Annotated in this window: 20 protein-coding genes; 6 read left to right on the forward strand and 14 right to left on the reverse strand. The window is 65.4% G+C overall.

The features are described from left to right. Positions 1 to 142: 142 nt before the first annotated feature. Entirely contained in the window at positions 143 to 2,026 is a 1,884-nt protein-coding gene (locus ACHFB9_RS04310) for a potassium transporter Kup (protein ID WP_417069749.1), read from the forward strand. Positions 2,027 to 2,065: 39 nt separating this feature from the next. Here the strand turns inward: ACHFB9_RS04310 and ACHFB9_RS04315 are convergent, their stop codons facing one another. The 7 genes from ACHFB9_RS04315 to ACHFB9_RS04345 all read right to left on the reverse strand — a co-directional run bounded on the left by ACHFB9_RS04315 (position 2,066) and on the right by ACHFB9_RS04345 (position 9,048). After that, on the reverse strand, positions 2,066 to 3,937 hold the full coding sequence (locus ACHFB9_RS04315) for a diguanylate cyclase (protein ID WP_417069750.1): 1,872 nt from the start codon (positions 3,935 to 3,937) through the stop codon (positions 2,066 to 2,068). A gap of 98 nt (positions 3,938 to 4,035) precedes the next feature. After that, positions 4,036 to 5,412 (reverse strand): phosphomannomutase/phosphoglucomutase, encoded by a 1,377-nt coding sequence (locus ACHFB9_RS04320; protein ID WP_417069751.1) that lies wholly within the window; start codon positions 5,410 to 5,412, stop codon positions 4,036 to 4,038. 21 nt (positions 5,413 to 5,433) lie between these two features. Then, a complete protein-coding gene (locus ACHFB9_RS04325) occupies positions 5,434 to 6,393 on the reverse strand; it encodes a hydrolase (RefSeq protein WP_417069752.1) in 960 nt (319 codons plus the stop codon). Between the two features lie 5 nt (positions 6,394 to 6,398). Continuing rightward, entirely contained in the window at positions 6,399 to 6,827 is a 429-nt protein-coding gene (locus ACHFB9_RS04330) for a YybH family protein (RefSeq protein ID WP_417069753.1), read from the reverse strand. Beyond that, on the reverse strand, positions 6,824 to 7,849 hold the full coding sequence (gene waaF / locus ACHFB9_RS04335) for a lipopolysaccharide heptosyltransferase II (protein ID WP_417069754.1): 1,026 nt from the start codon (positions 7,847 to 7,849) through the stop codon (positions 6,824 to 6,826). Before waaF ends, ACHFB9_RS04330 begins: the two co-directional genes overlap by 4 nt. A 62-nt stretch (positions 7,850 to 7,911) precedes the next feature. Then, complete coding sequence (locus ACHFB9_RS04340) at positions 7,912 to 8,112, reverse strand: zinc-finger domain-containing protein (RefSeq protein ID WP_417069755.1); 201 nt, start codon at positions 8,110 to 8,112, stop codon at positions 7,912 to 7,914. A gap of 15 nt (positions 8,113 to 8,127) precedes the next feature. After that, on the reverse strand, positions 8,128 to 9,048 hold the full coding sequence (locus tag ACHFB9_RS04345; protein WP_417069756.1) for a branched-chain amino acid transaminase: 921 nt from the start codon (positions 9,046 to 9,048) through the stop codon (positions 8,128 to 8,130). Positions 9,049 to 9,182: 134 nt separating this feature from the next. Between ACHFB9_RS04345 and ACHFB9_RS04350 the strand changes: the two genes are divergently transcribed. The 3 genes from ACHFB9_RS04350 to ACHFB9_RS04360 are packed head-to-tail and all read left to right on the forward strand — an operon-like array spanning position 9,183 to position 11,408. Beyond that, the gene (locus tag ACHFB9_RS04350; protein ID WP_417069757.1) at positions 9,183 to 9,647 is read left to right on the forward strand and encodes an NUDIX hydrolase; all 465 of its coding nucleotides are present in this window, start codon (positions 9,183 to 9,185) and stop codon (positions 9,645 to 9,647) included. Then, positions 9,644 to 10,753 (forward strand): tRNA 2-thiouridine(34) synthase MnmA, encoded by a 1,110-nt coding sequence (mnmA, locus tag ACHFB9_RS04355; RefSeq protein WP_417069758.1) that lies wholly within the window; start codon positions 9,644 to 9,646, stop codon positions 10,751 to 10,753. Before ACHFB9_RS04350 ends, mnmA begins: the two co-directional genes overlap by 4 nt. After that, positions 10,713 to 11,408 carry a hypothetical protein gene (locus ACHFB9_RS04360; protein WP_417069759.1) on the forward strand — a complete coding sequence of 232 codons (696 nt, stop codon included), beginning with the start codon at positions 10,713 to 10,715 and terminating at the stop codon, positions 11,406 to 11,408. Before mnmA ends, ACHFB9_RS04360 begins: the two co-directional genes overlap by 41 nt. On the opposite strand, the gene ACHFB9_RS04365 is transcribed toward ACHFB9_RS04360, so the two are convergent. Then, positions 11,405 to 12,310 (reverse strand): SH3 domain-containing protein, encoded by a 906-nt coding sequence (locus ACHFB9_RS04365; protein ID WP_417069760.1) that lies wholly within the window; start codon positions 12,308 to 12,310, stop codon positions 11,405 to 11,407. The genes ACHFB9_RS04360 and ACHFB9_RS04365 overlap by 4 nt on opposite strands. A gap of 213 nt (positions 12,311 to 12,523) precedes the next feature. Between ACHFB9_RS04365 and ACHFB9_RS04370 the strand changes: the two genes are divergently transcribed. Beyond that, complete coding sequence (locus tag ACHFB9_RS04370) at positions 12,524 to 13,864, forward strand: sodium-dependent transporter (protein WP_417069761.1); 1,341 nt, start codon at positions 12,524 to 12,526, stop codon at positions 13,862 to 13,864. A 221-nt stretch (positions 13,865 to 14,085) separates the two neighbouring features. On the opposite strand, the gene ACHFB9_RS04375 is transcribed toward ACHFB9_RS04370, so the two are convergent. The 6 genes from ACHFB9_RS04375 to radC all read right to left on the reverse strand — a co-directional run bounded on the left by ACHFB9_RS04375 (position 14,086) and on the right by radC (position 19,919). After that, positions 14,086 to 15,747 carry a M28 family peptidase gene (locus ACHFB9_RS04375; RefSeq protein ID WP_417069762.1) on the reverse strand — a complete coding sequence of 554 codons (1,662 nt, stop codon included), beginning with the start codon at positions 15,745 to 15,747 and terminating at the stop codon, positions 14,086 to 14,088. Between the two features lie 106 nt (positions 15,748 to 15,853). Then, the gene (locus ACHFB9_RS04380) at positions 15,854 to 16,348 is read right to left on the reverse strand and encodes an Lrp/AsnC family transcriptional regulator (RefSeq protein WP_417069763.1); all 495 of its coding nucleotides are present in this window, start codon (positions 16,346 to 16,348) and stop codon (positions 15,854 to 15,856) included. A 127-nt stretch (positions 16,349 to 16,475) separates the two neighbouring features. Continuing rightward, positions 16,476 to 18,524 carry a M13 family metallopeptidase gene (locus ACHFB9_RS04385; protein WP_417069764.1) on the reverse strand — a complete coding sequence of 683 codons (2,049 nt, stop codon included), beginning with the start codon at positions 18,522 to 18,524 and terminating at the stop codon, positions 16,476 to 16,478. 184 nt (positions 18,525 to 18,708) lie between these two features. Beyond that, on the reverse strand, positions 18,709 to 18,876 hold the full coding sequence (gene rpmG / locus ACHFB9_RS04390) for a 50S ribosomal protein L33 (RefSeq protein ID WP_417069765.1): 168 nt from the start codon (positions 18,874 to 18,876) through the stop codon (positions 18,709 to 18,711). A 35-nt stretch (positions 18,877 to 18,911) separates the two neighbouring features. Then, positions 18,912 to 19,148 (reverse strand): 50S ribosomal protein L28, encoded by a 237-nt coding sequence (rpmB, locus tag ACHFB9_RS04395; RefSeq protein WP_417069766.1) that lies wholly within the window; start codon positions 19,146 to 19,148, stop codon positions 18,912 to 18,914. 93 nt (positions 19,149 to 19,241) lie between these two features. Beyond that, positions 19,242 to 19,919: a RadC family protein gene (gene radC / locus ACHFB9_RS04400; RefSeq protein WP_417069767.1), complete on the reverse strand. Its 678-nt coding sequence runs from the start codon at positions 19,917 to 19,919 to the stop codon at positions 19,242 to 19,244. 72 nt (positions 19,920 to 19,991) lie between these two features. Between radC and coaBC the strand changes: the two genes are divergently transcribed. After that, the gene (coaBC, locus tag ACHFB9_RS04405) at positions 19,992 to 21,188 is read left to right on the forward strand and encodes a bifunctional phosphopantothenoylcysteine decarboxylase/phosphopantothenate--cysteine ligase CoaBC (RefSeq protein ID WP_417069768.1); all 1,197 of its coding nucleotides are present in this window, start codon (positions 19,992 to 19,994) and stop codon (positions 21,186 to 21,188) included. Positions 21,189 to 21,318: the final 130 nt, after the last annotated feature.

Below are 21,318 nucleotides of genomic sequence, written 5' to 3' on the forward strand. Positions count from 1 at the left end.
GAACATGCGACCGGGGCCTGATTCCGTTTCAGGCCTGTTCAGCAGGCAGGGACAGTGCAGCAGATCTGCCAGGAGCGGCCGCGAGTTCTCTTCGCGGCCTTCCTGCGCTTGTTCCATGCGTTGCGCTGCGTTGTGAGCCCTCATGGCAAAACCTAACGATAAATCTCAGAAACTCCCCGCTCTGACGATGGCCGCGCTCGGCGTCGTCTTCGGCGACATCGGCACCAGCCCCCTCTATGCGATGAAGGAGGCCTTCTCGCAGGAGCACTTTCCGCTCGCCCCGTCGGCGGGCAATGTGCTGGGCATCCTGTCCCTGATCGTCTGGACCCTGATCATGGTGGTCACGGTCAAATATGTTCTGCTCGTGATGCGGGCCGACAACCACGGCGAAGGCGGTGTTGTCGCGTTGATGGCGCGGGTCGTCGAGCGCGCCAGCAACCGTCCCTACAAGAAGGTGCTGGCGATCGCGCTGGGCCTGGGCGGTGCTGCGCTGTTCTATGGCGATGGCGTGATCACTCCGGCGATATCGGTGCTCTCCGCGGTCGAAGGTCTCGAAGTCGCGACGCCGGCGATGAAACGCTTCGTCGTGCCGATCTCGCTGGCCATCCTGATCGCGCTGTTCATGGTTCAGAAACACGGCACCGAGCGGGTCGGCCGATGGTTCGGCCCGGTCGTGCTGATCTGGTTCGTGACCCTCGGCGCGGTTGGGGTCTGGAACATCCTCGACTATCCCGGAGTGCTGGTCGCTCTCTCTCCCCACTATGCGGTCACCTTTTTCATTGAGCACAAGGAAGTGGCTTTTCTCGCGCTGGGTGCGGTCTTCCTGACCGTGACCGGAGCCGAGGCGCTCTATGCCGACATGGGGCACTTCGGTGCCCGTCCGATCCGCCTCGCCTGGCTTTGGATCGTGATGCCCGGCCTGCTGCTGAACTATTTCGGTCAGGGGGCGGAGCTGATCGGCAACCCCGCTGCGGCCGCGAATCCCTTTTTCCTCGCCGTTCCGCACTGGGCGCTGCTGCCCATGGTGGCGCTGGCGACGATGGCTTCGGTGATCGCCTCACAGGCCTTGATCACCGGCGCTTTCTCGGTGACCCGCGAGCTGATTCAGCTCGGCTACTGCCCGCGCATCGTGATCCAGCACACTTCGGGGTCGCAGATCGGGCAGATCTATGTGCCTTTCACGAACCGCGTGCTGATGGTGCTGGTGATCCTGATCGTGCTGGGCTTCCGTTCGTCGAGCAATCTCGCGGCCGCTTACGGCATCGCGGTTTCGATGACGATGATCATCACCAGCCTGCTCGCGTTCTCGGTCGCGCGGCGCGACTGGCGCTGGCCGACTCCGGTCGCCGCGCTGGTCTTCCTGCCCCTGATGGCGATGGATTTTTCGTTCATCGCCGCGAACGTGACGAAGATCGAGGACGGCGGATGGGTGCCGCTGGTCTTTGGGGCGGGGATTTACACGCTGATGAGCACCTGGAAGAGGGGGCGCGAGATCCTGACCCAGAAGATGGGGGGCGACGGGATCCCGCTCGAGCCTTTCGTTGAGTCGCTGTGCCGCGAGCCTTTCCCGCGCGCGCCGCTGACCGCGGTCTTCCTGACTTCGCGCTCCGACATCGTGCCGCACGCGCTGCTGCACAACCTCAAACACAACATGGTGCTGCACGAGACGACCGTGTTCGTCAGCGTCGTGTTCCTGTCCTTCCCGCGCGTACCGGATTCGCAGCGCGTGCTGGTCGAGCGGATCGCCGAGAACTTCTATCGCGTCAAGATCTTCTTCGGCTTCATGGAGGATGCCGACGTGCCGGCGGCTCTGCAGAGCTGCGCCGAGCAGGGCCTGACGATCGATCCGGCCCAGGTCTCCTACTTCCTGAGCCGCGAGACCTTGAAGCCCACGCCCGGCGAAGGCATGGCGCTGTGGCGGGAGCGCTTGTTCGAGATCATGTTCCGCAACGCGACCAGCGCCGCGAACTTCTTCAACCTGCCCTTCAACCGCGTCATCGAGATGGGAAGCCAGATCGCGATCTGAGCTTCTTTTCCGACCCTCGCCCGCGAGCGGCGAGGGTGATTACGCCGCGATCACGACGCGATCGCGGCCTTCTTCCTTGGCGCGGTAGAGCGCCAGGTCGGCCCGGCGCAGAGCCTCGGAGAGCGTCTCTGCCTTGCGGAACAGGATCAGGCCCATGCTGAAGCGGACCCGGTAGTCGGCGGGGGTGCCGTCTATTCGCAAGGATTGGAGGGCGCCGCGGATGCGTTGGAATGCAGCCGTGGCGCCACTCTCGGTGGCTTCGGGCAAGAGCAGCAGCCACTCTTCGCCGCCGGTCCGACCAAGGCTGTCGCCGTCGCGAAGCGCTTCCTGGGCCGCCCGGTAGAAGCCGCGCAGTACTTCGTCTCCGACGTCGTGCCCCCAGCTGTCGTTGACCTGCTTGAAATGGTCGAGATCGAGCAGCGCCAGAGCGCTCTTCTTCGCGTCGCTGCCGGCGATCAGCGCAGCGGCTCGGGCCATGATCGCGCGCCGGTTGGGAGCTCCGGTCAGCTCGTCCCTCAGTGCCAGCTCTTCGAAGCGGGCCTTCAGCTGGGTCTGGCGGCGGAGCAGGGCCAGGATCACGACCAATCCGAGCAGCGCGAGCGTCAGTCCCGCCTGCAGCGTGAGCTGCCGGGTTTTCTGGTGCGCGAGCTGGGCGTCGCGGATCTGCTGGGTCAGGCGCAAGCGGGCGTTCTCGGCGTCGCGCTGGCGGGTTTCGTGGCGGATCGACAGCTCGGACAGGATGCGGGTCCGCTCGGAATCGAAGAGCTGGAGTTCGATCGCGCGCAGTCTCTGCTGGGCCTGATAGGCGGCTTCATACTGATGAAACGCGGCATTGACCTGGGCCTGGGCTTCGCGCAAAACCCGCTCAAGGTTGATGTCGCCGTGACGGGTCAGTTCCGGTTTCGCGGCCTCCAGAGAGGCCCAGGCGGCCCGGTCGCCCAGGCGAGCCAGGCAGATCGCGGTCCGCGCATCGATCTGCGCGACGATCAGCGCGTTCTGCCCGCGCCGCAGCACCGGACGTGCCTGGCGAAGCAGGGAGAGCGCCTCGCGCCAGAGGCCGACATCGATGTAGGTCCTCGCCAGCGAGTTCTGCGCGTAGGCGATCCCGAAGGTGTCGCCGATGCTGCGCGAGAGCTCGATCGAGCGCTCCAGCGCAGCCTGGGCTTCGCGCTTGTCGGGGTTGCCGGCGGCAGCGTTGCCCAGGTCGTAGTACAGCGTGGCGGCGAGATAGGTCTGCCGATCGGGGGAGATCAGCGCCAGCGCTCTGCGGCGCTCGGCGAGCGCGCGCGGGGTCTCGCGCAGGCGGTCGTAGAGCGCCGCGAAGGCCGACATCGTTTCGGCCTGGCGGGCGCGGTCGCCCACTTTGACGAAATGGGCCAGCGCGGCCTCGAGAATCGGCGCGGCCCTGGCGTGCAGCGAGAGCGAGCCGGCCAGTGAAGAGCCGTACTGGATCTGCACGATCGCCTTGCTGTTCTCGTCGCGGTTCTGGGCCGCTTCGGTCAGCGCGCGTTCGAAAGCCTGGATTCCCTCCTGGGGGCGGTTGTCCGCGATCAGCATCTCGCCCTCGACTGCGTGGAGCAGAGCCAGAGCGTCGTGCCGCCGGAGGCGGTTCGCCAGAAGCAGCGCTTCGGCGAGTGGCGGGCGCGCGCGCGAGGAATCTCCGATCAGGTTGAAGGCCATCGCCATCGCCGTCAGCGCTTCGAGCCTGAGCTGCCTGTCGCCGCGCTGGCGCGCCTGAAGCGCGGTGGCCTCCGCGCTGCGCGCCGCCTCATGGGGATTGCGGTCGAGGCTCGCGTAGAGCTCGCGCGCATCGAGCGCCAGCGCTTGCCCGGCCCAGAGCAGCAGCGCGAGCACGCCGCAGCGGACGAAGCGGGTGGCAGAGAAATTCAGGGGGGATCCCGTTTGAGACATGCCCCGAGTATGGCCGACTGTCAAGGCCTTAGAAAGGCTGAATACGCGGCCTTTGTCCAGCCCTTAACCAAAAGTGACAAAGGCTGTTCGGGCGCGAATCAGAAGGGCAGCGCGATTGCCGGGCAATGCGTGCGCAGCGCGTCAGCGAAAGCGCTCTGTATCCGGGCGAGCGCGGCCGGATCGTCCGCTTCGAAGCGGAGCACCAGCACCGGCGTCGTGTTCGACGCGCGAGCAAGGCCGAAGCCATCGGAGAACTCGACGCGCAGGCCGTCGGTTTCGACGCGCTCGACTTCGTCGGCGAAGAGCGCTCCGGCCTTGAGTCTGGCGACGAGCTCGAATGCCTCGCCTTCATTCATCGGGATGTTCAGCTCGGGGGTGCTGAGCGCATTCGGCAGCGCCTTGAGCGGCGCGTTCGCATCGACGCTGCGCGAGAGGATTTCGAGCAGCCGCGCTCCGGCGTAGATGCCGTCATCGAAGCCGTACCAGCGCTCGGCAAAGAAGATATGGCCGCTCAACTCGCCGCCCAGCACCGCACTGCTTTCGCGCATCTTTGCCTTGACCAGTGCGTGGCCGGTGCAACCCATCACCGGCTCTCCGCCGTGTTCGCGTATCCACGGCGCGAGGTGGCGCGTGCATTTGGCGTCGAAGACGATCTTGCCGCTCGGCACCCGGGTCAGCACGTCGGCCGCGAACAGCATCAGCTGGCGGTCCGGGTAGATGATCTCGCCGTCCTTCGTGACGACGCCGAGGCGGTCGCCGTCGCCGTCGAAGGCGAGGCCGAGCTCGGCATTGCTCGCCTTCAGCGCGGCGATCAGATCCTCGAGGTTCTCTGGGCGGCTCGGGTCGGGGTGGTGGTTAGGGAAGCGGCCGTCGACTTCAGAGAACAGCTCGACGAGCTCGCAGCCCAGGCGCCTGAAGAGCTCGGGTGCGGTGTTTCCGGCGGCTCCATTGCCCGAGTCGAGCGCGATCCTGAGCGGGCGGGCGAGTTTCACATCGCCGGCGATCCGCTCGATGTAGGCGGAGCGCACGTCGGTCCGGCTGATCCGGCCCGCGCCGTGTACGAAGTCGGCATCGAGGATGCGTCGACGCAGGGCCTGGATCTGCTCGCCGTGCAGGGTCTCTCCGGCCAGCACCATCTTCAGGCCGTTGTAGTCGGGCGGGTTATGGCTACCGGTGATCGCGACGCAGTTTGCGGTCTGCAGATGGTGGGCGGCGAAATAGACGACAGGGGTCGCGACGCAGCCGATGTCGATCACGTCGATGCCGGTGGAAGTGATGCCCTCTTCGAGCGCGGTGGCGAAGTCGGTGCCGGACAGCCTGCCGTCGCGACCGACGACGATCGTCCTCTGGCCGCGGGCGAGCGCTTCCGATCCGATGGCCTGGCCGATCAAGGCGACGGTTTCGGCGGTCAGCGTCTTGCCGACGATGCCGCGGATGTCATAGGCCTTGAAGATCTCTGGGGCAGGAGTCGTCATCGAATACCCATCGCCGGCGCTTCAGCGCCCCTGTTCGAAGAAGTCGATCAAGCGTCGGGGCAGCCAGTCCAGATTGCCCGGGAATGGGCCTTCGACGAAGCCGGCGTGCCCGCCTTCCTGGGGTTGTTCCAGTGTCACCGAGGGCGAGACTTCGCGTGCTGTTGGCAGCACCCCTGCCGGCATGAAGGGGTCGTTGCGCGCGTTGAGCAACAGGGTCGGCAGTGCGATCCGGCCGAGCCAGGGTTTGGCTGAAGCGCGCGTCCAGTAGTCATCGGCGTTCGCGAAACCGTGCAGCGGCGCCGTGACGATCTCGTCGAATTCATAGAGCCGGCGCGCGGCCTTGACGCGCCGTTCATCGTAGCTGCCGGGGAAGCGTTCGAGCTTGGCGAGCGCGTTGCGCTTCATCGTTGCGAGGAAGTTCAGGCTGTAGATCCGGTTGAAGCCCCGGGCCAGGTGGTGACCGCAGGCGGCCAGATCCAGTGGTGCCGAGATAGCTGCCGCGGCGCTCAGTACCTCCTTCGCGCCGTCTCCCTGCTGGCCCAGCCAGACCAGCAGCGCATTGCCGCCCAGCGAGACGCCGGACGCATAGCGGGGCACTCCGGGATAGAGCCCGGCGAAGCGGCGCAGGATCCAGTCGATCTCGACCGCATCGCCCGAATGGTAGGCGCGCAGTTTGCGGTTGGGCTCGCCCGAACAGCCGCGAAAGTGCGGCACGGCGCCGTTCCAGCCGCGCGCCGCGAGCGCGCGCAGCAGCGCGCGCGTGTAGTGGCTGCGGCTCGATCCTTCGAGACCGTGAAACATCAGCACCAGAGGCTTTCCGGCCCGGACGGGCAGCCGGTCGACGTCGATGAAGTCGCCGTCGGGAAGTTCCCAGCGCTCGCGGACCACTTCCGGCATTTCGCCCTTGATCGCGAGCGGCCACAGGGTCTGGGCGTGGCTGCCGCGCAGCCAGAGAGGGGCCCGATAGGCGGGGGAAGTCATGGGCGTCAGTGTACGGTGCGTGGCGTGTCGTCGAGGTAGTTCCCGGTCTCCGGCGACGGGGAGGCGTGGTGCATGACGAGGCGCCAGCCGAAAGCGCCGCGGGCATAGACGTTGGTCGCGATGATCGGCGGCGGCATGCCGTCCTCTCCTTCGATGACAATGTGCTGGAGCACGCTGCGCACGACCAGCATCGGGCTGGTGTGGGAGAGGCCGTGATGGACGCTCAGGCGCAGGCGCATGCCGTCTTCGAAGAGCTGTTTCCACGATTCGCGGATCGCGGCGAGACCGATCAGGCGCGTTCCACCGGGGTGTACGCAGGAAATCTCGTCGGCGTCCGACCAGAGCGCCATCAGCGCTTCGAGGTCACCGCGGTTGAAGGCGTCGTAGAACGCAGCTTCGATGTCATCGACTGATGCAAAGAGCACCTGGCTCATCGGGATTCCTTGCGGGGGAGCAGTGCGTCCGCTTCGGTGAGCACGCGTTCGGGGGCGATGCCGTTCAGGCAGTCGAGGTGGCCGAGCGGGCATTCGCGTTTGAAACAGGGGCTGCAGGCGAGTCCGAGCGAGATCACGCGGGCCTTGTCCGAGAGCGGCGGGGTGTAGCCAGGGCTCGACGAGCCGAACAGTGCGACGAGCGGCGTGCCGGTCGCTGCGGCGACATGCATCAGGCCAGAATCGTTGGTGACGGCGAGGCGCGCGTGGGCGATCAAGTCGATCGCCTGTGCGAGATCGGTCTTTCCGCACAGATCGACAATGCCTTCGGCGCTGCCGGCGAGGCGGACGATCTCGGCCGACACTGCGGCATCTTTCTTCGAGCCGAGGATCCAGACCGGAATGCCTTGCGTGCGATAGCGTTTGGCCAGCTCGGCATAGTGGCGCTCAGGCCAGCGTTTGGCCGGACCGAACTCGGCACCTGGGCAGAACACGACCGGACGGGGTTCGGCCGTTAGCGTGGCGGTGGCGAGGCTGATGGCTATCTGCGCGGCGCTGCGCACGAGTCGGGGATTGGGCAGAGGGCGTTCGAGCTCGGCTCCCGGTTCTTCGGCGAGCTGGGCGTAGCGCTCGACCTGCAGCGGCAGGCGCTTCTCGTCGAGCGCATGGCGCCGGTTGAGCACGCCGAAGCGCATCTCGCCGGTGAAGCCGACGCGAACCGGGATACCGGCGAAGAACGGAATCAGCGCCGATTTCCACGAGTTCGGCAGCACATAGGCTTCATCGAACTTGGGCAGGGTTTTCGCGAAGCGCCGCCGTGCGGCGAGTTGCAGGGCTCCGTGACCGAAGGGATTGGCGATGACATTTGCGACTTCGGGCATTGCGGCGAGCGCGGGTGCGACCCAGGCGGGTGCGAGCGCGGTGATCGCGCAGTCGGGGCGGCGCGCGACAAGGCGCATCAGCAGCGGCTGGGCTGCGACGCAGTCTCCGATCCAGTTCGGAGCAACGATCAGAATGCGGGGCATCTGTTTCCGGATGACCCGGGGGCCTTGCCGGCCTCCGGGCTAAGGGCTGAGACGAGCGCGGCTCAGTGATGACCGACCGGCTTCTCGCCGGTCAGCACATACAGGGCGTTGCAGTAGGGACAGCGCGCCTCGCCGCTCTTCGTCACGTCGAGGAACACCCGCGGATGCCGGGCCCACAGCGGAGCGTCGGGCATCGGGCAGTGCAGAGGCAGATCGTCGGCCGTGACTGCGATCGTCTGGTTCTTGTCGGTGTTTTCGGGCATGCGAGGCCTCCGGTGTCAGACGTGGACGAGCCAGTCGTCGTGACCCGGCAGCCGACCGTTGACGAGGTCGAAATAGCGGGCCTGGAGCTGGGCCGTGATCGGGCCGCGACGGCCTTCGCCGATCTGGCGGTTGTCGAGTTCGCGGATCGGCGTCACTTCGGCGGCGGTCCCGGTGAAGAAGGCTTCGTCGGCGATGTAGATGTCGTCGCGGGTCAGGCGCTTGGTCTGCACCTCGTAACCGAGTTCCTTGGCCAGCGTGTGGATCGTCGAGCGGGTGATGCCGGTCAGCGCCGCGGCGATCTCCGGTTCGATGATCACGCCGTTCTTGACGATGAAGACGTTCTCGCCCGAACCCTCGGCGACGAAGCCTTCGGTGTCGAGCAGCAGCGCTTCATCGTAACCGTCGTTGGTCGCTTCCTGATTGGCGAGGATCGAGTTCGCATAGGCGGCGGCGAGCTTGGCGCGCGGCATCGTCACATTGACGTGGTGACGGGCGAAGGAGGCGGTCTTGATCCGGATGCCCTTTTCCATGCCGTCGGCGCCCAGATAAGCGCCCCAGGGCCAGGCGGCGATCGCGACGTGGACGGTCGAACCCTTGGTCGAGATGCCCATCTTTTCCGAACCGTAGAAAGCGATCGGGCGGATGTAGCCGGTTTCGAGTCCGTTCGCGCGGATCACTTCCTTGTGCGCTTCGTTGATCGTCGCCTTGTCGAAGGGGATCTTCATCATGTAGATGTGCGCCGAATTGAAGAGCCGGTCCGTGTGGTCCTTCAGACGGAAGATCGCGGTGCCCTTGTCGGTCTTGTACGCGCGCACGCCCTCGAATACGGACAGACCGTAGTGAAGGGAGTGGGTCAGCACATGGGTTGTGGCTTCGCGCCACGGCACGAGCTTGCCGTCGTACCAGATGAACCCGTCACGATCGGACATCGACATGGATAATTCCCCTTTTCAGCATTTGCGCCCGCCCCGCGGGCTCCAAGCCGACGATTCTAGCCGATTCGGGCAGGGCCGGCGCCGGGCCGCGCGATGCGAGAGGCTAGAATGGCAGTTTTGCAGGAGAAGCTGCAATGAGGTGGAATCCGCACGTGACCGTCGCAGCGCTGATTGAGCGTAAAGGGCGTTTCCTGATGGTTGAGGAAGAGACCGTGGACGGCGTGCGCATCAACCAGCCCGCCGGCCACCTCGAGGATGGCGAATCGCTGATCGAAGCGTGCGCGCGCGAAGCGCTCGAAGAGAGCGCACACCGCTTCACGCCTGAATATCTGGTCGGCGTCTATCATTGGCCGCGGCCCAGCGGAGATGCGACCTATGTACGCTTCACCTTTGCCGGGAGCCTGGGCGCTTGCGAAGAGGGAAGGGCGCTCGACACCGGGATCATCCGCGCATTGTGGATGACGCTGGAGGAGATCGAAGCGTGCCGGGCGCGCCACCGCAACGAGATGGTCCTGAGCGGGATCCAGGACTATCTGGCTGGCCGGCGCTTCCCGCTGGACCTGATCCGTTATTACGGACATAACGGGATTCATATATGACAACAGAAGCGAAGAAAGTGGTCGTCGGCATGTCCGGCGGAGTCGACTCCTCGGTGGCTGCGCTGTTGCTCAAGCAACAGGGTTACGAGGTCACCGGCCTGTTCATGAAGAACTGGGAGGATGACGACGACAGCGAATACTGTTCGAGCCGCGAGGATCTGGTCGATGTTGCGTCGGTCTGCGACGTTATCGGCATCGAGCTCGAAGTCGTCAATTTCGCGAAGGAGTACAAGGATCGCGTGTTCGCAGACTTCCTGCGCGAGTACGAAGCCGGCCGCACGCCGAACCCGGACATCCTCTGCAACAGCGAGATCAAGTTCCGCGCCTTCCTCGACCATGCGCTGAAGCTGGGCGCCGACAAGATCGCGACCGGCCATTACGCTCAGGTCCGCGAATGGGAGAGCGACGGGCGCCGCGAGTTTCAGCTCCTCAAAGCCGAGGACGGCACCAAGGATCAGAGCTATTTCCTGTACCGGCTGAACCAGCAGCAGCTCTCGAAAACGATGTTTCCGCTTGGCGCGCTCTACAAGCGCGACGTGCGCCGGATCGCCGAGGAGGCGGGCCTGCACGTGTTCGGCAAGAAGGATTCGACCGGCATCTGCTTCATCGGCGAACGGCCTTTCCGCGAATTCCTGATGCGCTATCTGCCGACCAGGCCTGGCGAGATCCGCTGCCTCGATGACGACCGCCTGCTCGGCGAGCATCAGGGGTTGATGTATCACACGATCGGCCAGAGGAAGGGCCTCTTGATCGGCGGCATCAAGGGCAATGACCACGCCGGCGAGCACGACGCATGGTATGTGGCCGGGAAAGACATGGCTCGCAACGTGCTCCATGTCGTCCAGGGGCACGACCATCCGGCGCTGTTGAAGGAGAAACTGACTGCGATCGACCTGTCGTGGGTCTCGGGCCGCTCCCCCCACGCCCACTGGGTCTATTCGGCCAAGCCCCGCTACCGGAGCGCCGATGCGCCCTGCGAGATCGATTCCTTCTCGGATGGGCACTGCGAGATCGCTTTCGCGGCTCCCCAGTGGGCGCTGACGCCCGGCCAGTCGGTGGTCGTCTATGAATCGAAGGTCTGTCTCGGTGGCGGCATCATCGCTTGAGCTGCCATCGAGTCACCGCCTGCTGTGGGCGATCGGCGCATCGCTGATCCTGCATGCGTGGCTGCTCGGTCGGCCCTTCCCGGCTCCGCATTCGGGCGCGGTCAAGCCTCGCCTCGTCGCGAGGCTTCTCGCCGCGGTGAAGCCCGCGCCCCCGGGGTCACCGAAGGCTGGGCGGGCCTCCCGCTCTTCTGCTGTGCCCGAACCGTCCCGGGCTCGGCGCGGGGCGGTCTTGAGCCACGCGACGCCCGACCTCGCCGAGCGTGCGGCTCCCGTCGTCGACAAGGCGCCCATCATCGAGAAAGCCCCCGCATTGCCCGACGGACGTGAGCTCGCCGCCCGCGCTCTGGGCTCGGTCGGCGCGGTGACGCGCGAGATGTCGCGCCAGGAAGGACGGCTCGATCCGCTGCGGGGGGCCCGTCCCCTGCCCGATGCCGCGAAAGTGCGCAGCGCGATCGCCGACGCGCTGGAGAAGCAGTTCGGCCATCCCGTGCACTTTGTCGAGGAGAGCATGGGCAAGGGCTCGGACGGCGCGAGGACTTACACGATCCGAACCGAAAAGGGCACATCCTGCTTCAAGACCCTGCCCGACAACGTGCTGCTGTCCGCGCCGGGCCAGGGCTTCAAGGGCGCCTGGATATTCCCGACCCCTTGTTAGCCTGTCTGCTGCGCCTCCGCGACCAGATAGCTGCTCGCCGCGAAGCCGCGCACTGCCGCGCCGTCGACTCGGGCTTCGATCTCGACGAAGCCGTTTGATTCGCTCCCGTATGCCTGGACGCACTGGCCGTTCGGGATCTGGCCGATCACGTTGTCCGCGCCCGAGTCCGGCGTGCTTCTGAGGTTCAGCGTACCGCTCCGGGTCGCGACCTTCATCGCCCGCCCTTCGGGAGGCTGGACCGAGTGTGCGAGCTTCAGGTAATCGAGGATCGCTTCGCCGTAGTAGCGATGGCCATCGAAATGCCCCTGTTTGAGTCCTTTGGCCGGCTTGAAACCCCCCGTGTTATAGGCGATGCCGACCGCGGCGAGCTCCTCGTCGGTCAGCGTTGCCCGGGCCGAGAATTTGAGCTTCTTCAGCGCCCGCTTGAGTTCGGCCACGCATTTGCCCAGGGTCTTGTCGAAATGCGCGTAGTCGCGGTTCAGGAAGTAGTCGGGGTCTTTGCCGAAGGACTGCAGGTCGAGCTGGAACAGGCCAAAGCCGTGGCAGAACTTGTCCGGATTCTTCGCGACCGCGGCATAGCCGGGGATCTGGGCCGCCATCTCGACCAGCGCCTGGTGGGCAATCGAAAACATCTCGGGGCCGCGCGGCGCCTGAAGCAGATCGGCTTTCGTGCGCGGGAAGGCCTTGCGCCCCTTGTCCGCGTCGAGCGTATCGCCGACGCACAGCGCGAGCACTTTCTCTACCGGCAGGCCGCGCTTGACCAGCGCCGGCCAGACATCGCCGGTCTCCTGGCAGGCGATCGCGGTGATGAAATCGACGCTGAGCGCAGTTCCCTCGATAGCGGCTTTGATGCGGGACTGGAACTGGGTCTTGAACCAGAGGATGTCGGAGCGCTCGGGCATGATGCCTCCTGTCCCGTCGGGGTGGGGCGGATCGGCGAGCGGGGCGGGTGAAGCTCGCCAGGCCAAAATACCAATGTAATAGTCGCGGTGGTTTTCGCAAGTGCCGAGGCCTGCACCGGGTTATGTCCCCGAAGAGTGGCCGGATTGAGTCTGGATCAACAGCGATTGCTGGCAAACGGATAAGCTGCGAGTCCTTTTTTTCCTGCGACGGTCATGAAAGCACGCGACAGTTTTTCCTCTTCTTTCGGTGTGCTCGCCGCAACGCTCGGTTCCGCGGTCGGTCTGGGCAATATCTGGAAGTTCCCCTATCTGACCGGGGCCAACGGCGGCGCGGGTTTCCTGTTCGTCTATCTGATCGCGACGCTTCTGGTGGGCCTGCCGGTCATGATTGCCGAGATCACGATCGGACGGGCCGCGCGCGCGAATCCGGTGACCGCTCTGGCCCGTCTGGCGCCGGGCCGGCCCTGGTGGCTGGCCGGTGCGAGCGGCGTGCTCGCCGCCTTCCTGATCATGGCTTTCTACAGCGAGGTCGCGGGATGGGTCTTCGCCTATCTCTTCCGCGCCGCGCGGGGCGGCCTGCTCTCCCGCGACCCGCAGGTCGCCAGCGCGACTTTTTCGGCTCTGGTCCGCGATCCCGTCCAGGCTCTGCTGTGGCAATGGCTGGTGCTGCTGCTCGTCGGTGGCGTGATCCTGATGGGGGTGAGCCGTGGAATCGAGGCCGTGACCAAGCGCCTGATGCCGGTTCTGTTTCTGCTGCTGATCGTGGTCGGGGTGCGCAGCCTGACCCTGCCCGGAGCCGGAGCGGGGCTCGCTTTCCTGTTCCAGCCCGATTTCACGAAGATCACTCCGGCCGTCATGCTGGTCGCGGTCGGCCTCGCCTTCTTCAAGCTGTCGATAGGGATGGGGACGATGCTGACCTATGGCAGCTATTTCCGCGCCGACCAGAACATCCCGGCCACCGCGCTGCGCGTGATGCTGGCCGACCTCTGCGTCTCTCTGCTCGCCGGTATCGCGATCTTCCCGGCGGTGTTCGCGTTCGGCTTCAAGCCCGAAGCCGGCCCTTCGCTGCTCTTCATCACGATTCCGGCGGTGTTCGCGAGCCTGCCCGCCGGCGGACTCTTCCTCGTGGTCTTCTTTGCGCTGTCGGCGGTCGCGGCGATGGGGGCGATGCTGTCCATCGTTGAAGTTCCGGTTGCGCTGCTGGTCGAGCGCTTCGCGCTGACCCGGACACGGGCAACTCTGTGGGTGCTGGGCGCGCTGTTTCTGACCGGTATCGCTCCCGCGCTCTCGCAGAGCCTGTGCGCGGGCTGGACGCTGTTCGGGCTGACCCCGTTCGAACTCTTCGATTTCGTCACGTCGAACCTGCTGCTGCCGCTGGGCGGAATCGCGTTATCGCTGTTCTTCGGCTGGGGCTGGGCGCGCGCGCAGCGCGACCGCGAGTTCTCGAACGACGGGCAGCTCGCCAACGGCAGGCTCGCGATCGTGCTGAACGCGCTGTTGCGCTTCGTCTCGCCGCTGCTGATCGCGGCCGTGATGATCCGCGGTCTGGTCTGATTTTTCACGCATCAAGACCGTCATTGACCATATCGAAATCTTCGTTTGGGAGGACGGGCGGGGGCCTATAGACTGCCTGCATCGGAAGCCTCATTCCCCCGCCAACAGGAGATCGATATGGTTGTCATTGCCGTGCTGCTCCCCGCGACTCTGCTGACGCTCTGGCCTCTGCTCAAGGATCAGCGCAAGGATCAGCGCAAGGAGGCCTGAGCGGGCGAGCTTCAGGAGCCCGACAGCAGTCGGGCCCGCGCCGCGCGGAATTCCGAATCCCTGCTGAAGTCGGCGTTCTCGAGATCGCGGACGATGGCCCGGCCCACGCGGTAGTACAGCTCACCATCTTCAGCCGCTCCGGACAGGTCCCATTCGGGAAGAACCCTGTCCTCGCTCTTGTGATAGCGGTGAGCGGTGAAGTCGTCGCGCAAGCGTGTCGCCTCGGCCGCGCTCTTGCCGATCAGGGTCCGGCCGCCGCTGCTGAGCATCGCCGGCACGCCGCGGCGAACGAATTCGAGATGGTCGGAGCGAAAGTACATGCCGTTCTCGGGCTTGGCCTCGGGGACGACAATCCTGCCCTGGACCGCCGCTTCGCGCGCAAACAGATCGTCCAGAGTCGTCTGACCCATTCCGGTCAGCTCGAAGTCCGAGCTCCTGCCCCAGGCGTTGACCATGTCCATGTTCAGGTCGGCGACGGTCTTCGCGAGCGGGTAGAGCGGATGTTCGGCGTACCAGCGCGAGCCGAGCAGGCCGGTCTCCTCGGCGGTCGGCGCGAGGAAGAGGACGCTGCGCTTGAGCGAGGCCTTTTCGGTCGAGAACATCCTTGCCAGCTCGACCAGCGTCGCGACCGCCGAGGCATTGTCCAGCGCGCCGTGGTAGATCGTGGTCTTGCCGCCTTCGACCTGCGTGCCGAAGTGATCCCAGTGCGCCGAATAGATCAGCGTCTCGTCGCGGTGCGCGGGATCGGCCCCCTCTATCCTGGCCACGACGTTGCGCGAGTCGATGCTTCTTTGCGTCGTGGCTATCCGCGCATCGAGCTGTGCGGCGAGGGGGACCGGATGGAAATCCGGGCGGATCGCCGCCGCCTTCAGAGCGTCGAAGTCCTGACCGCAGGCGCCGAGCAGCGCGCGCGCCTTGTCCTCGCGCAGCCAGCTGCGCAGCGCGACATCGCCCGCGTTGCCGTCCGCGGAGCGGATCGTGATGTTCTCCTGGGAATTGCTGTTGCGGACCACCTCGTACGGGTACGCGGCCGGGCCGGTCTCGTGGATGATGATCGCGCCGGCCGCGCCGCGGGCCGCGGCAATCTCGAACTTGTAGGTCCAGCGCCCGTAGTAGGTCATCGCTCGACCCTTGAACATCCGCTCGTCGAGCCGGGTCGGGTCAGCAGGATCGGGGATCGCGGGGTCATTGATCAGCATGACCAGGGTCTTGCCGCGCACATCGACGCCCTTGTAGTCGTCCCAGCCATACTCGGGCGCGACGACGCCGTAACCGACGAACACCAGGTCGGAAGCTTTGACGGTGACCTGTTTTTCGGCGTGCGTGGTCCAGGCGACATAGTCGTCCGGCGCCGAGAGTTTGAGCGCTGCGGCGCAGCCCGAGAAGGAGACCGTGGGTTTGCTGCGGATGCCCAGCAGCGGCACCTTCTGGACCCAGCTGCCATCGGGATTGCCCGGCTGGGCTCCGGCGGCCTTGAACGCCTTGATCAGGTATTCGACGCTGAGCTCTTCGCCGCGCGTGCCGGGCGCCCGACCTGCGAATTCGTCGGAAGAGAGCACCCGGGTGTGTTCGAGCAGGTGCTCGGGCGACATCCGGGGGGCGGGATCCGCAGCCAGTGAAGGCGCGGCGCACAGGCCCAGCAAAAGCCAGGCGGAAGTTTTGAAGCGGAACACGGGGGGGAACTCCTGCTCATTGAAGACATGTCAGCCTTGCAGGCATTCCCGATGCTGATGCTTTGCGCTTCATTGCGCAAGCGGGTTCAGCCGGCAGAGGCGGTGCTCACTCCGCTGCGGCCTCGTTCTCTTCGATCGGCAGCACCGTGGTGCGCTTGATCTCGTCGAGCGCGAAACTCGACTTGACGTCCAGCACTCCGGGGTGGCGCAGCACCTTGTCCATCACGAAGCGGGAGAAGTGCTGAAGGTCGATGACCATGACTTTGAGCAGGTAGTCCATCTCGCCGGTCATCGCATAGCACTCCGAGACTTCGGGCCATTCGAGCGCGGCCAGCCGGAAGTCGTCGGTCGAATGTTCGCTGCGCTTGTCCAGCGAGACGCTGACGAAGGCGAGCAGGCTCAGGCCCAGCCGGGCGGGGTTCAGGATCGCCGCATAGCGGTCGATGACTCCAGCCTCTTCGAGGCGTTGGAGCCGACGCAGGCAGGGCGAAGGGGAAAGCGCGACCTGGCGAGCCAGTTCGACGTTGGGGATTCGTCCGTTTTCCTGCAGGACTTCAAGGATTCGACGATCGGTTCGATCGAGCTTGATGGGGTCGGTCATTGTTCAGTTCTTCAAATCGAGGGCCGAATATTGCGCTTGAGGCCATTGTGGCGCAATTTTATGGTTTGTTGTTCTGTTTTTGGGGCGCGTGCGTGCGCAGGTGCGACAGCACCTGCGCCGCGACGGCTTACCAGACCCGGCAGCGCTGGGTCTTGGTCATCGCCTTGCCCGGTTTGCAGGCGAAGGCTTTTGCGAATTCGGGCATGTTGACGACAAGACCGTTGACCCGGTACTTGCCGGGTGAGTGCGGGTCGGTGCGGGCATGGACGCGCATGTCCTCGGGGCGGTTGTTCTCGCAGGCCCACTGCGCGTAGCCGACGAAGAAGCGCTGCTCGGGCGTCAGGCCGTCGCGCGATTCCAGCGCCTGATCCGCAGTCTCGGCCTTCCAGGCGGTCCAGGCGAGGATCAGGCCGCCGAGGTCGGCGATGTCTTCGCCCAGGGTCAGACGGCTGTTGATCCTGATGTCATCGACGACGACGTACTTTCCGTACTGATCGACGATGCACTGAGCCCGGCTGTTGAAGGCATCGGCATCTTTCTTCTGCCACCAGTCGGTCAGCTTGCCGTGGGCGTCGAACTGGCGTCCCTCGTCGTCAAAGGCGTGAGTCAGCTCGTGACCGATCGTGCCGCCGGTGTTGCCGTAGTTCGGCGCGTCATCCATCTTCGCGTCGTACAGCGGTGCCTGAAGCACGCCGGCCGGGAAGTTGATGTCGTTCATCTGCGGATCGTAATAGGCATTGACGGTCGTCGGCGTCATGTCCCATTCGCCGTGTTCGACCGGTTTGCCGATCTTGGCGAGTCGGCGCTGGCTTTCGAAACGCGTTGCGCGCATCACGTTGCCGGCGAAATCGTCGCGGGTAACGATGAGCGCGCTGTAGTCGCGCCATTTGTCCGGGTAGCCGATCTTGTTGACGATCGCGGCGAGCTTCTGCTGGGCCTTCTTCTTGGTCTCAGGGCTCATCCAGTCGAGCTCGGCCAGGTCTTTCGCCATCGCGTCCTCGATCTGCCGGGTCATCTTCAGCGTCTTCGCTTTGAGCTCGGGGCTGAAGGCGCGCGCGACGAACTCCTGACCCAGGGCTTCGCCGAGTTGCCGGTCGGTCAGCTCGACGCAGCGCTTCCAGCGCGGAGCCTGGGCCTGGATGCCGTGCAGCGTCCTGCCGAAGAAGCTGAAGTTCTCGTCGGCGAAGGACTTGGCGAGGTAGGGCGACAGGGAATGGGCGAGCTGCCAGCGCAGATAGGTCTTGATGTCGGCAAGCTTTTCGCGGGCGAGCAGGCTGTCCAGGCTCTTGAAGAATTTCGGTTCGGTGACGTTGAAGGCCTGGGTGTCCTGGGTGCCGTTTGCGGCGAGGAAGGGCTTCCAGTCGAAGTGCGGCGTCAGGGCGGCCAGAGCCTTCGCGTCCATGCCGTGGTAGAGCTTGTAGGGGTCGCGCATCTCGACCTTGGACAGCGAAGCGCCGGCCAGCGCGGTCTCTATCCTCAGCACCTGTCTGGCCGAGTTCTTCGCCTGGGCCGGCGTCTCGCCGAGCAGCACGAAAGTCCGCGCGATGTGTTCGACGTACTGGCGACGCAGCGTTGCCGAGCGGGCATCGCGCCTCAGATAAGCGTCGCGATCGGGAAGGGAGAGGCCGCCCGCGCTCGCGGAGGCGATCACGCGATTCGGGTCGGCGAAGTCCTGGGCCGCGCCGAAGCCGAAGAACAGCTTCGCGTCCGGGACGTCGCGCTGCAGCTCGGCGAGCAGCGCCGGCAGCGCGCGCTTCGCTGTCAGTGCCGCGACTCGGGCGAGCTGCGCTTCGAGGGGCTGTGCACCCAGCGCTTCGCTGCGTTCTTCATCGGTGCAGGCGGCGAAGTAATCGCCGAGCTTGCGCTGGTCGGGCGTGCCGCTTTGGGGATTCTTCGCGAGCTTGTCGAGGATGCCCCACTGGAAGCGCTGGCTGTCCGAGTGCAGCTTGCGGTAGACATCCCAGCGCGCCTGGTCGGCGGGAATCGGATTGTTCTTCTGCCAGCCGCCACAGGTGTACTGGTAGAAGTCGGTGCAGGGGTCGGCGGTGCGATCCATTGCGCTGACATCCAGTCCTGGCGTGTAGGGCAGGGCTTCGAGCGGAGTCTCGACCGCGGGGGTCGTGGCGCTGAAGAGCGCGAGCAGAGTCGACGCAGTTGCGACAGCAAGCTTGGTCATGAGTTTTCCTGGTGCTGCCGGGGCCTGATCTCGTGGAGGGCTCCGGGAAATCAAAACTGGCGCAGGATGGCGCCTGCCTGGCCGCTGCGCCGGGTTGGCTGTGCGGTCTAGGCCCGATGGCTGCGAATAGAAAAAAGCCCGCCATAGGGCGGGCCTTTGTCCGAGGCAACCAGGTCAGCTCAACTCACTTGAGCTTGGTTTCCTTGTAAAGCACGTGCTTCCGAACCTTCGGATCATATTTCATGATCTCGATCTTTCCGGGAGTCGTGCGCTTGTTCTTGTTCGTGGTGTAAAAGTGGCCGGTGCCCGCAGTGGACTCCAGCTTGATTTTTTCGCGACCGCCTTTGGCCATGATGTTCTCCTTGCAGGATCAGTCGGGGATGAAGATCAGAACTTTTCGCCGCGCGCGCGCAGCTCGTCCAGAACGACTTCGATACCCTTCTTGTCGATCGTGCGCAGGCCCGCGTTCGACACGCGCAGACGCACAAAACGGTTCTCGCTTTCAACCCAGAAACGACGCGACTGCAGATTCGGCAGGAAGCGACGCTTGGTCCTGTTGTTGGCGTGCGAGACGTTGTTGCCCACCATCGGGGCTTTACCGGTGACTTGACAAACGCGGGACATGAAAAACTCCAGAAACCTGTTTGCTCGAAACCCACGATTCTATCGGAACACGGGGTGACTAATCAAGCACTTTCGCGTTTTGTCCGGCAGGGTTCAGAGCAGCCCCTTCTCGGCGAAGGAGAGCGGCGGCGCGTTCCCGGCGACGACGAAGTGATCCAGGACCCTGATGTCGACAAGGGCCAGAGCCTGTTTGAGCGCGCCAGTCAATTGCTCGTCGGCCCGGCTCGCCTCGGCGCAGCCCGACGGGTGATTATGCGCGAATATCGCCGCCGCCGCGTTGTGCGCGAGCGCGAGCTTGACCACTTCGCGCGGATAAACGCTGGTCTGGGCGAGCGTGCCCCGAAAGAGTTCTTCCGAATGCAGGAGCCGGTTCTGGCTGTCGAGCAGCATGACCATGAAGACTTCGTTGGGCAGATTCCCGAGGCGAAGCCTTAGCCAGTCGCGCACCGCCTGGGGCGAGGCGAGCAGATCACGGCCCGCGAACTCCTCGTGCAGCGCGCGGCGCGCCATCTCGATGACGGCCTGGAGCTGGGCGTATTTGGCTTCGCCGATTCCGGGGATCGCATTGAAGGCCGAACGCGGCGCGGCGAAGAGGGCGCTCAGGCTGCCGAAGCGTTTCAATAGCGCGCGGGCCAGATCGACCGCGCTCTGGCCGCGCACGCCGACGCGCAGGAAGATCGCCAGCAGTTCGGCGTCGGACAGCGAGGCCGCGCCGTGCGCGAGCAGGCGCTCGCGCGGCCGCTCGCCGGCGGGCCAGTCGGTGATTGCCATGTTTCGCCCTCCTGGCGGATCGGCACAGGTAGAATTCCCGCCTCATCCTGCGCGAAAACCGGGCATCCCGTCATGAGCATTTTCACGAACAGGCGCATCGTCCTCGGCATCACCGGGGGAGTCGCCGCCTATAAGAGCGCCGATCTGGCGCGCCAGCTGATCAAGGCGGGAGCGACCGTCGACTGCGTGTTGACCGAATCGGCCACCCGTTTCGTGACGCCGCTGACCTTCCAGGCCCTGACCGGCCGGCCGGCGCGGACCGAGCTGTGGGACGACAGCGTCCATAACAATATGGCGCACATCGACCTGACGCGCGGCGCGGACATGCTGCTGATCGCGCCGGCCACCGCCAATACGCTCGCGAAGATTGCGCACGGCATCGCCGACGATCTGCTCACGTCGCTGGTGCTGGCCCGCGATTGCCCTCTGGCGGTCGCGCCGGCGATGAACCTGCAGATGTGGAAGAACCCGGCGACTCAGCGCAACATCGCCCAGCTCGCCGCCGACAGCATCCGCCTCTTCGGCCCTGCCGCCGGCGAGCAGGCCTGCGGCGAGATCGGGATGGGGCGGATGCTCGAACCCGCCGAGATCGTCGAGGAGCTCGCCGCGGCGCTGAGCCCCGGGCTGCTCGCCGGACGGCATGTTCTGATCACGGCCGGCCCGACTCTGGAAGCGATCGATCCGGTGCGCGGCATCACCAATATCAGCTCGGGCAAGATGGGTTTTGCGCTCGCGCGCGCCTGCCGTCGCGTCGGCGCCCGCGTCACGCTGGTCGCCGGCCCCGTGAGCCTGGCGACGCCGCGCGGAGTCGAGCGGATCGACGTCGTGTCGGCGGCGCAGATGCGCGACGCGGTGTTGCGTGCGGTGGGGGACGCCGGGGTGTTCATCGGAGTCGCCGCGGTCGCCGACTACCGGCCGGCCGAAGTCAGCGAACACAAGATCAAGAAGAGCGGAGGCTCAGGTCTCGCGCTGGAACTCGTGCAGAATCCGGACATCCTCGCCGAAGTCGCGGCGCTGCCCAATCCGCCGTTCTGCGTCGGCTTTGCCGCCGAGAGCCGCAATCTCGACGAATATGCGAGCGCGAAGCGGCTCAAGAAGCGCCTGCCGCTGCTGGTCGGCAACCTGATCCAGGACGGGATGGGCGGGGAGAGCAACCGTGTCGTGCTCTACGATGAGCTGGGGCGCCACCCCCTGCCGGCGGCCAGCAAGGACGAGATCGCGGGCGGCATCGTTGCCCATCTGGCCGCGATGCTTGCGAACAAGCAATAAGAACGTTTCGCCGCTCAAGCCGGCACGGTGTGCAAACCGGGCCGAGGAGGGCGAATGAACTGCGCGCTGAAACAGTTCAGTTCTCGAAGCAGTGCTTCGGGGCCGCGGCCATGCTTTTGAACTCAATCCT

The organism is Niveibacterium terrae (assembly GCF_048213115.1).
GTDB lineage: Bacteria > Pseudomonadota > Gammaproteobacteria > Burkholderiales > Rhodocyclaceae > Niveibacterium > Niveibacterium terrae.

Coding starts and splice junctions, on each gene's coding strand:
- ACHFB9_RS04325 (WP_417069752.1), bottom strand. CDS start 6,393: ATGACTTCCCCCGCCTATCGGGCCCCTCTCTGGCTGCGCGGCAGCCAC.
- ACHFB9_RS04385 (WP_417069764.1), bottom strand. CDS start 18,524: ATGACCAAGCTTGCTGTCGCAACTGCGTCGACTCTGCTCGCGCTCTTC.
- ACHFB9_RS04365 (WP_417069760.1), bottom strand. CDS start 12,310: ATGCCCGAGCGCTCCGACATCCTCTGGTTCAAGACCCAGTTCCAGTCC.
- rpmB (WP_417069766.1), bottom strand. CDS start 19,148: ATGTCCCGCGTTTGTCAAGTCACCGGTAAAGCCCCGATGGTGGGCAAC.
- ACHFB9_RS04350 (WP_417069757.1), top strand. CDS start 9,183: ATGAGGTGGAATCCGCACGTGACCGTCGCAGCGCTGATTGAGCGTAAA.
- ACHFB9_RS04340 (WP_417069755.1), bottom strand. CDS start 8,112: ATGCCCGAAAACACCGACAAGAACCAGACGATCGCAGTCACGGCCGAC.
- ACHFB9_RS04345 (WP_417069756.1), bottom strand. CDS start 9,048: ATGTCGATGTCCGATCGTGACGGGTTCATCTGGTACGACGGCAAGCTC.
- coaBC (WP_417069768.1), top strand. CDS start 19,992: ATGAGCATTTTCACGAACAGGCGCATCGTCCTCGGCATCACCGGGGGA.
- ACHFB9_RS04380 (WP_417069763.1), bottom strand. CDS start 16,348: ATGACCGACCCCATCAAGCTCGATCGAACCGATCGTCGAATCCTTGAA.
- ACHFB9_RS04360 (WP_417069759.1), top strand. CDS start 10,713: ATGAATCGAAGGTCTGTCTCGGTGGCGGCATCATCGCTTGAGCTGCCA.
- ACHFB9_RS04370 (WP_417069761.1), top strand. CDS start 12,524: ATGAAAGCACGCGACAGTTTTTCCTCTTCTTTCGGTGTGCTCGCCGCA.
- ACHFB9_RS04330 (WP_417069753.1), bottom strand. CDS start 6,827: ATGAGCCAGGTGCTCTTTGCATCAGTCGATGACATCGAAGCTGCGTTC.
- mnmA (WP_417069758.1), top strand. CDS start 9,644: ATGACAACAGAAGCGAAGAAAGTGGTCGTCGGCATGTCCGGCGGAGTC.
- ACHFB9_RS04315 (WP_417069750.1), bottom strand. CDS start 3,937: ATGTCTCAAACGGGATCCCCCCTGAATTTCTCTGCCACCCGCTTCGTC.
- ACHFB9_RS04320 (WP_417069751.1), bottom strand. CDS start 5,412: ATGACGACTCCTGCCCCAGAGATCTTCAAGGCCTATGACATCCGCGGC.
- rpmG (WP_417069765.1), bottom strand. CDS start 18,876: ATGGCCAAAGGCGGTCGCGAAAAAATCAAGCTGGAGTCCACTGCGGGC.
- waaF (WP_417069754.1), bottom strand. CDS start 7,849: ATGCCCCGCATTCTGATCGTTGCTCCGAACTGGATCGGAGACTGCGTC.
- radC (WP_417069767.1), bottom strand. CDS start 19,919: ATGGCAATCACCGACTGGCCCGCCGGCGAGCGGCCGCGCGAGCGCCTG.
- ACHFB9_RS04310 (WP_417069749.1), top strand. CDS start 143: ATGGCAAAACCTAACGATAAATCTCAGAAACTCCCCGCTCTGACGATG.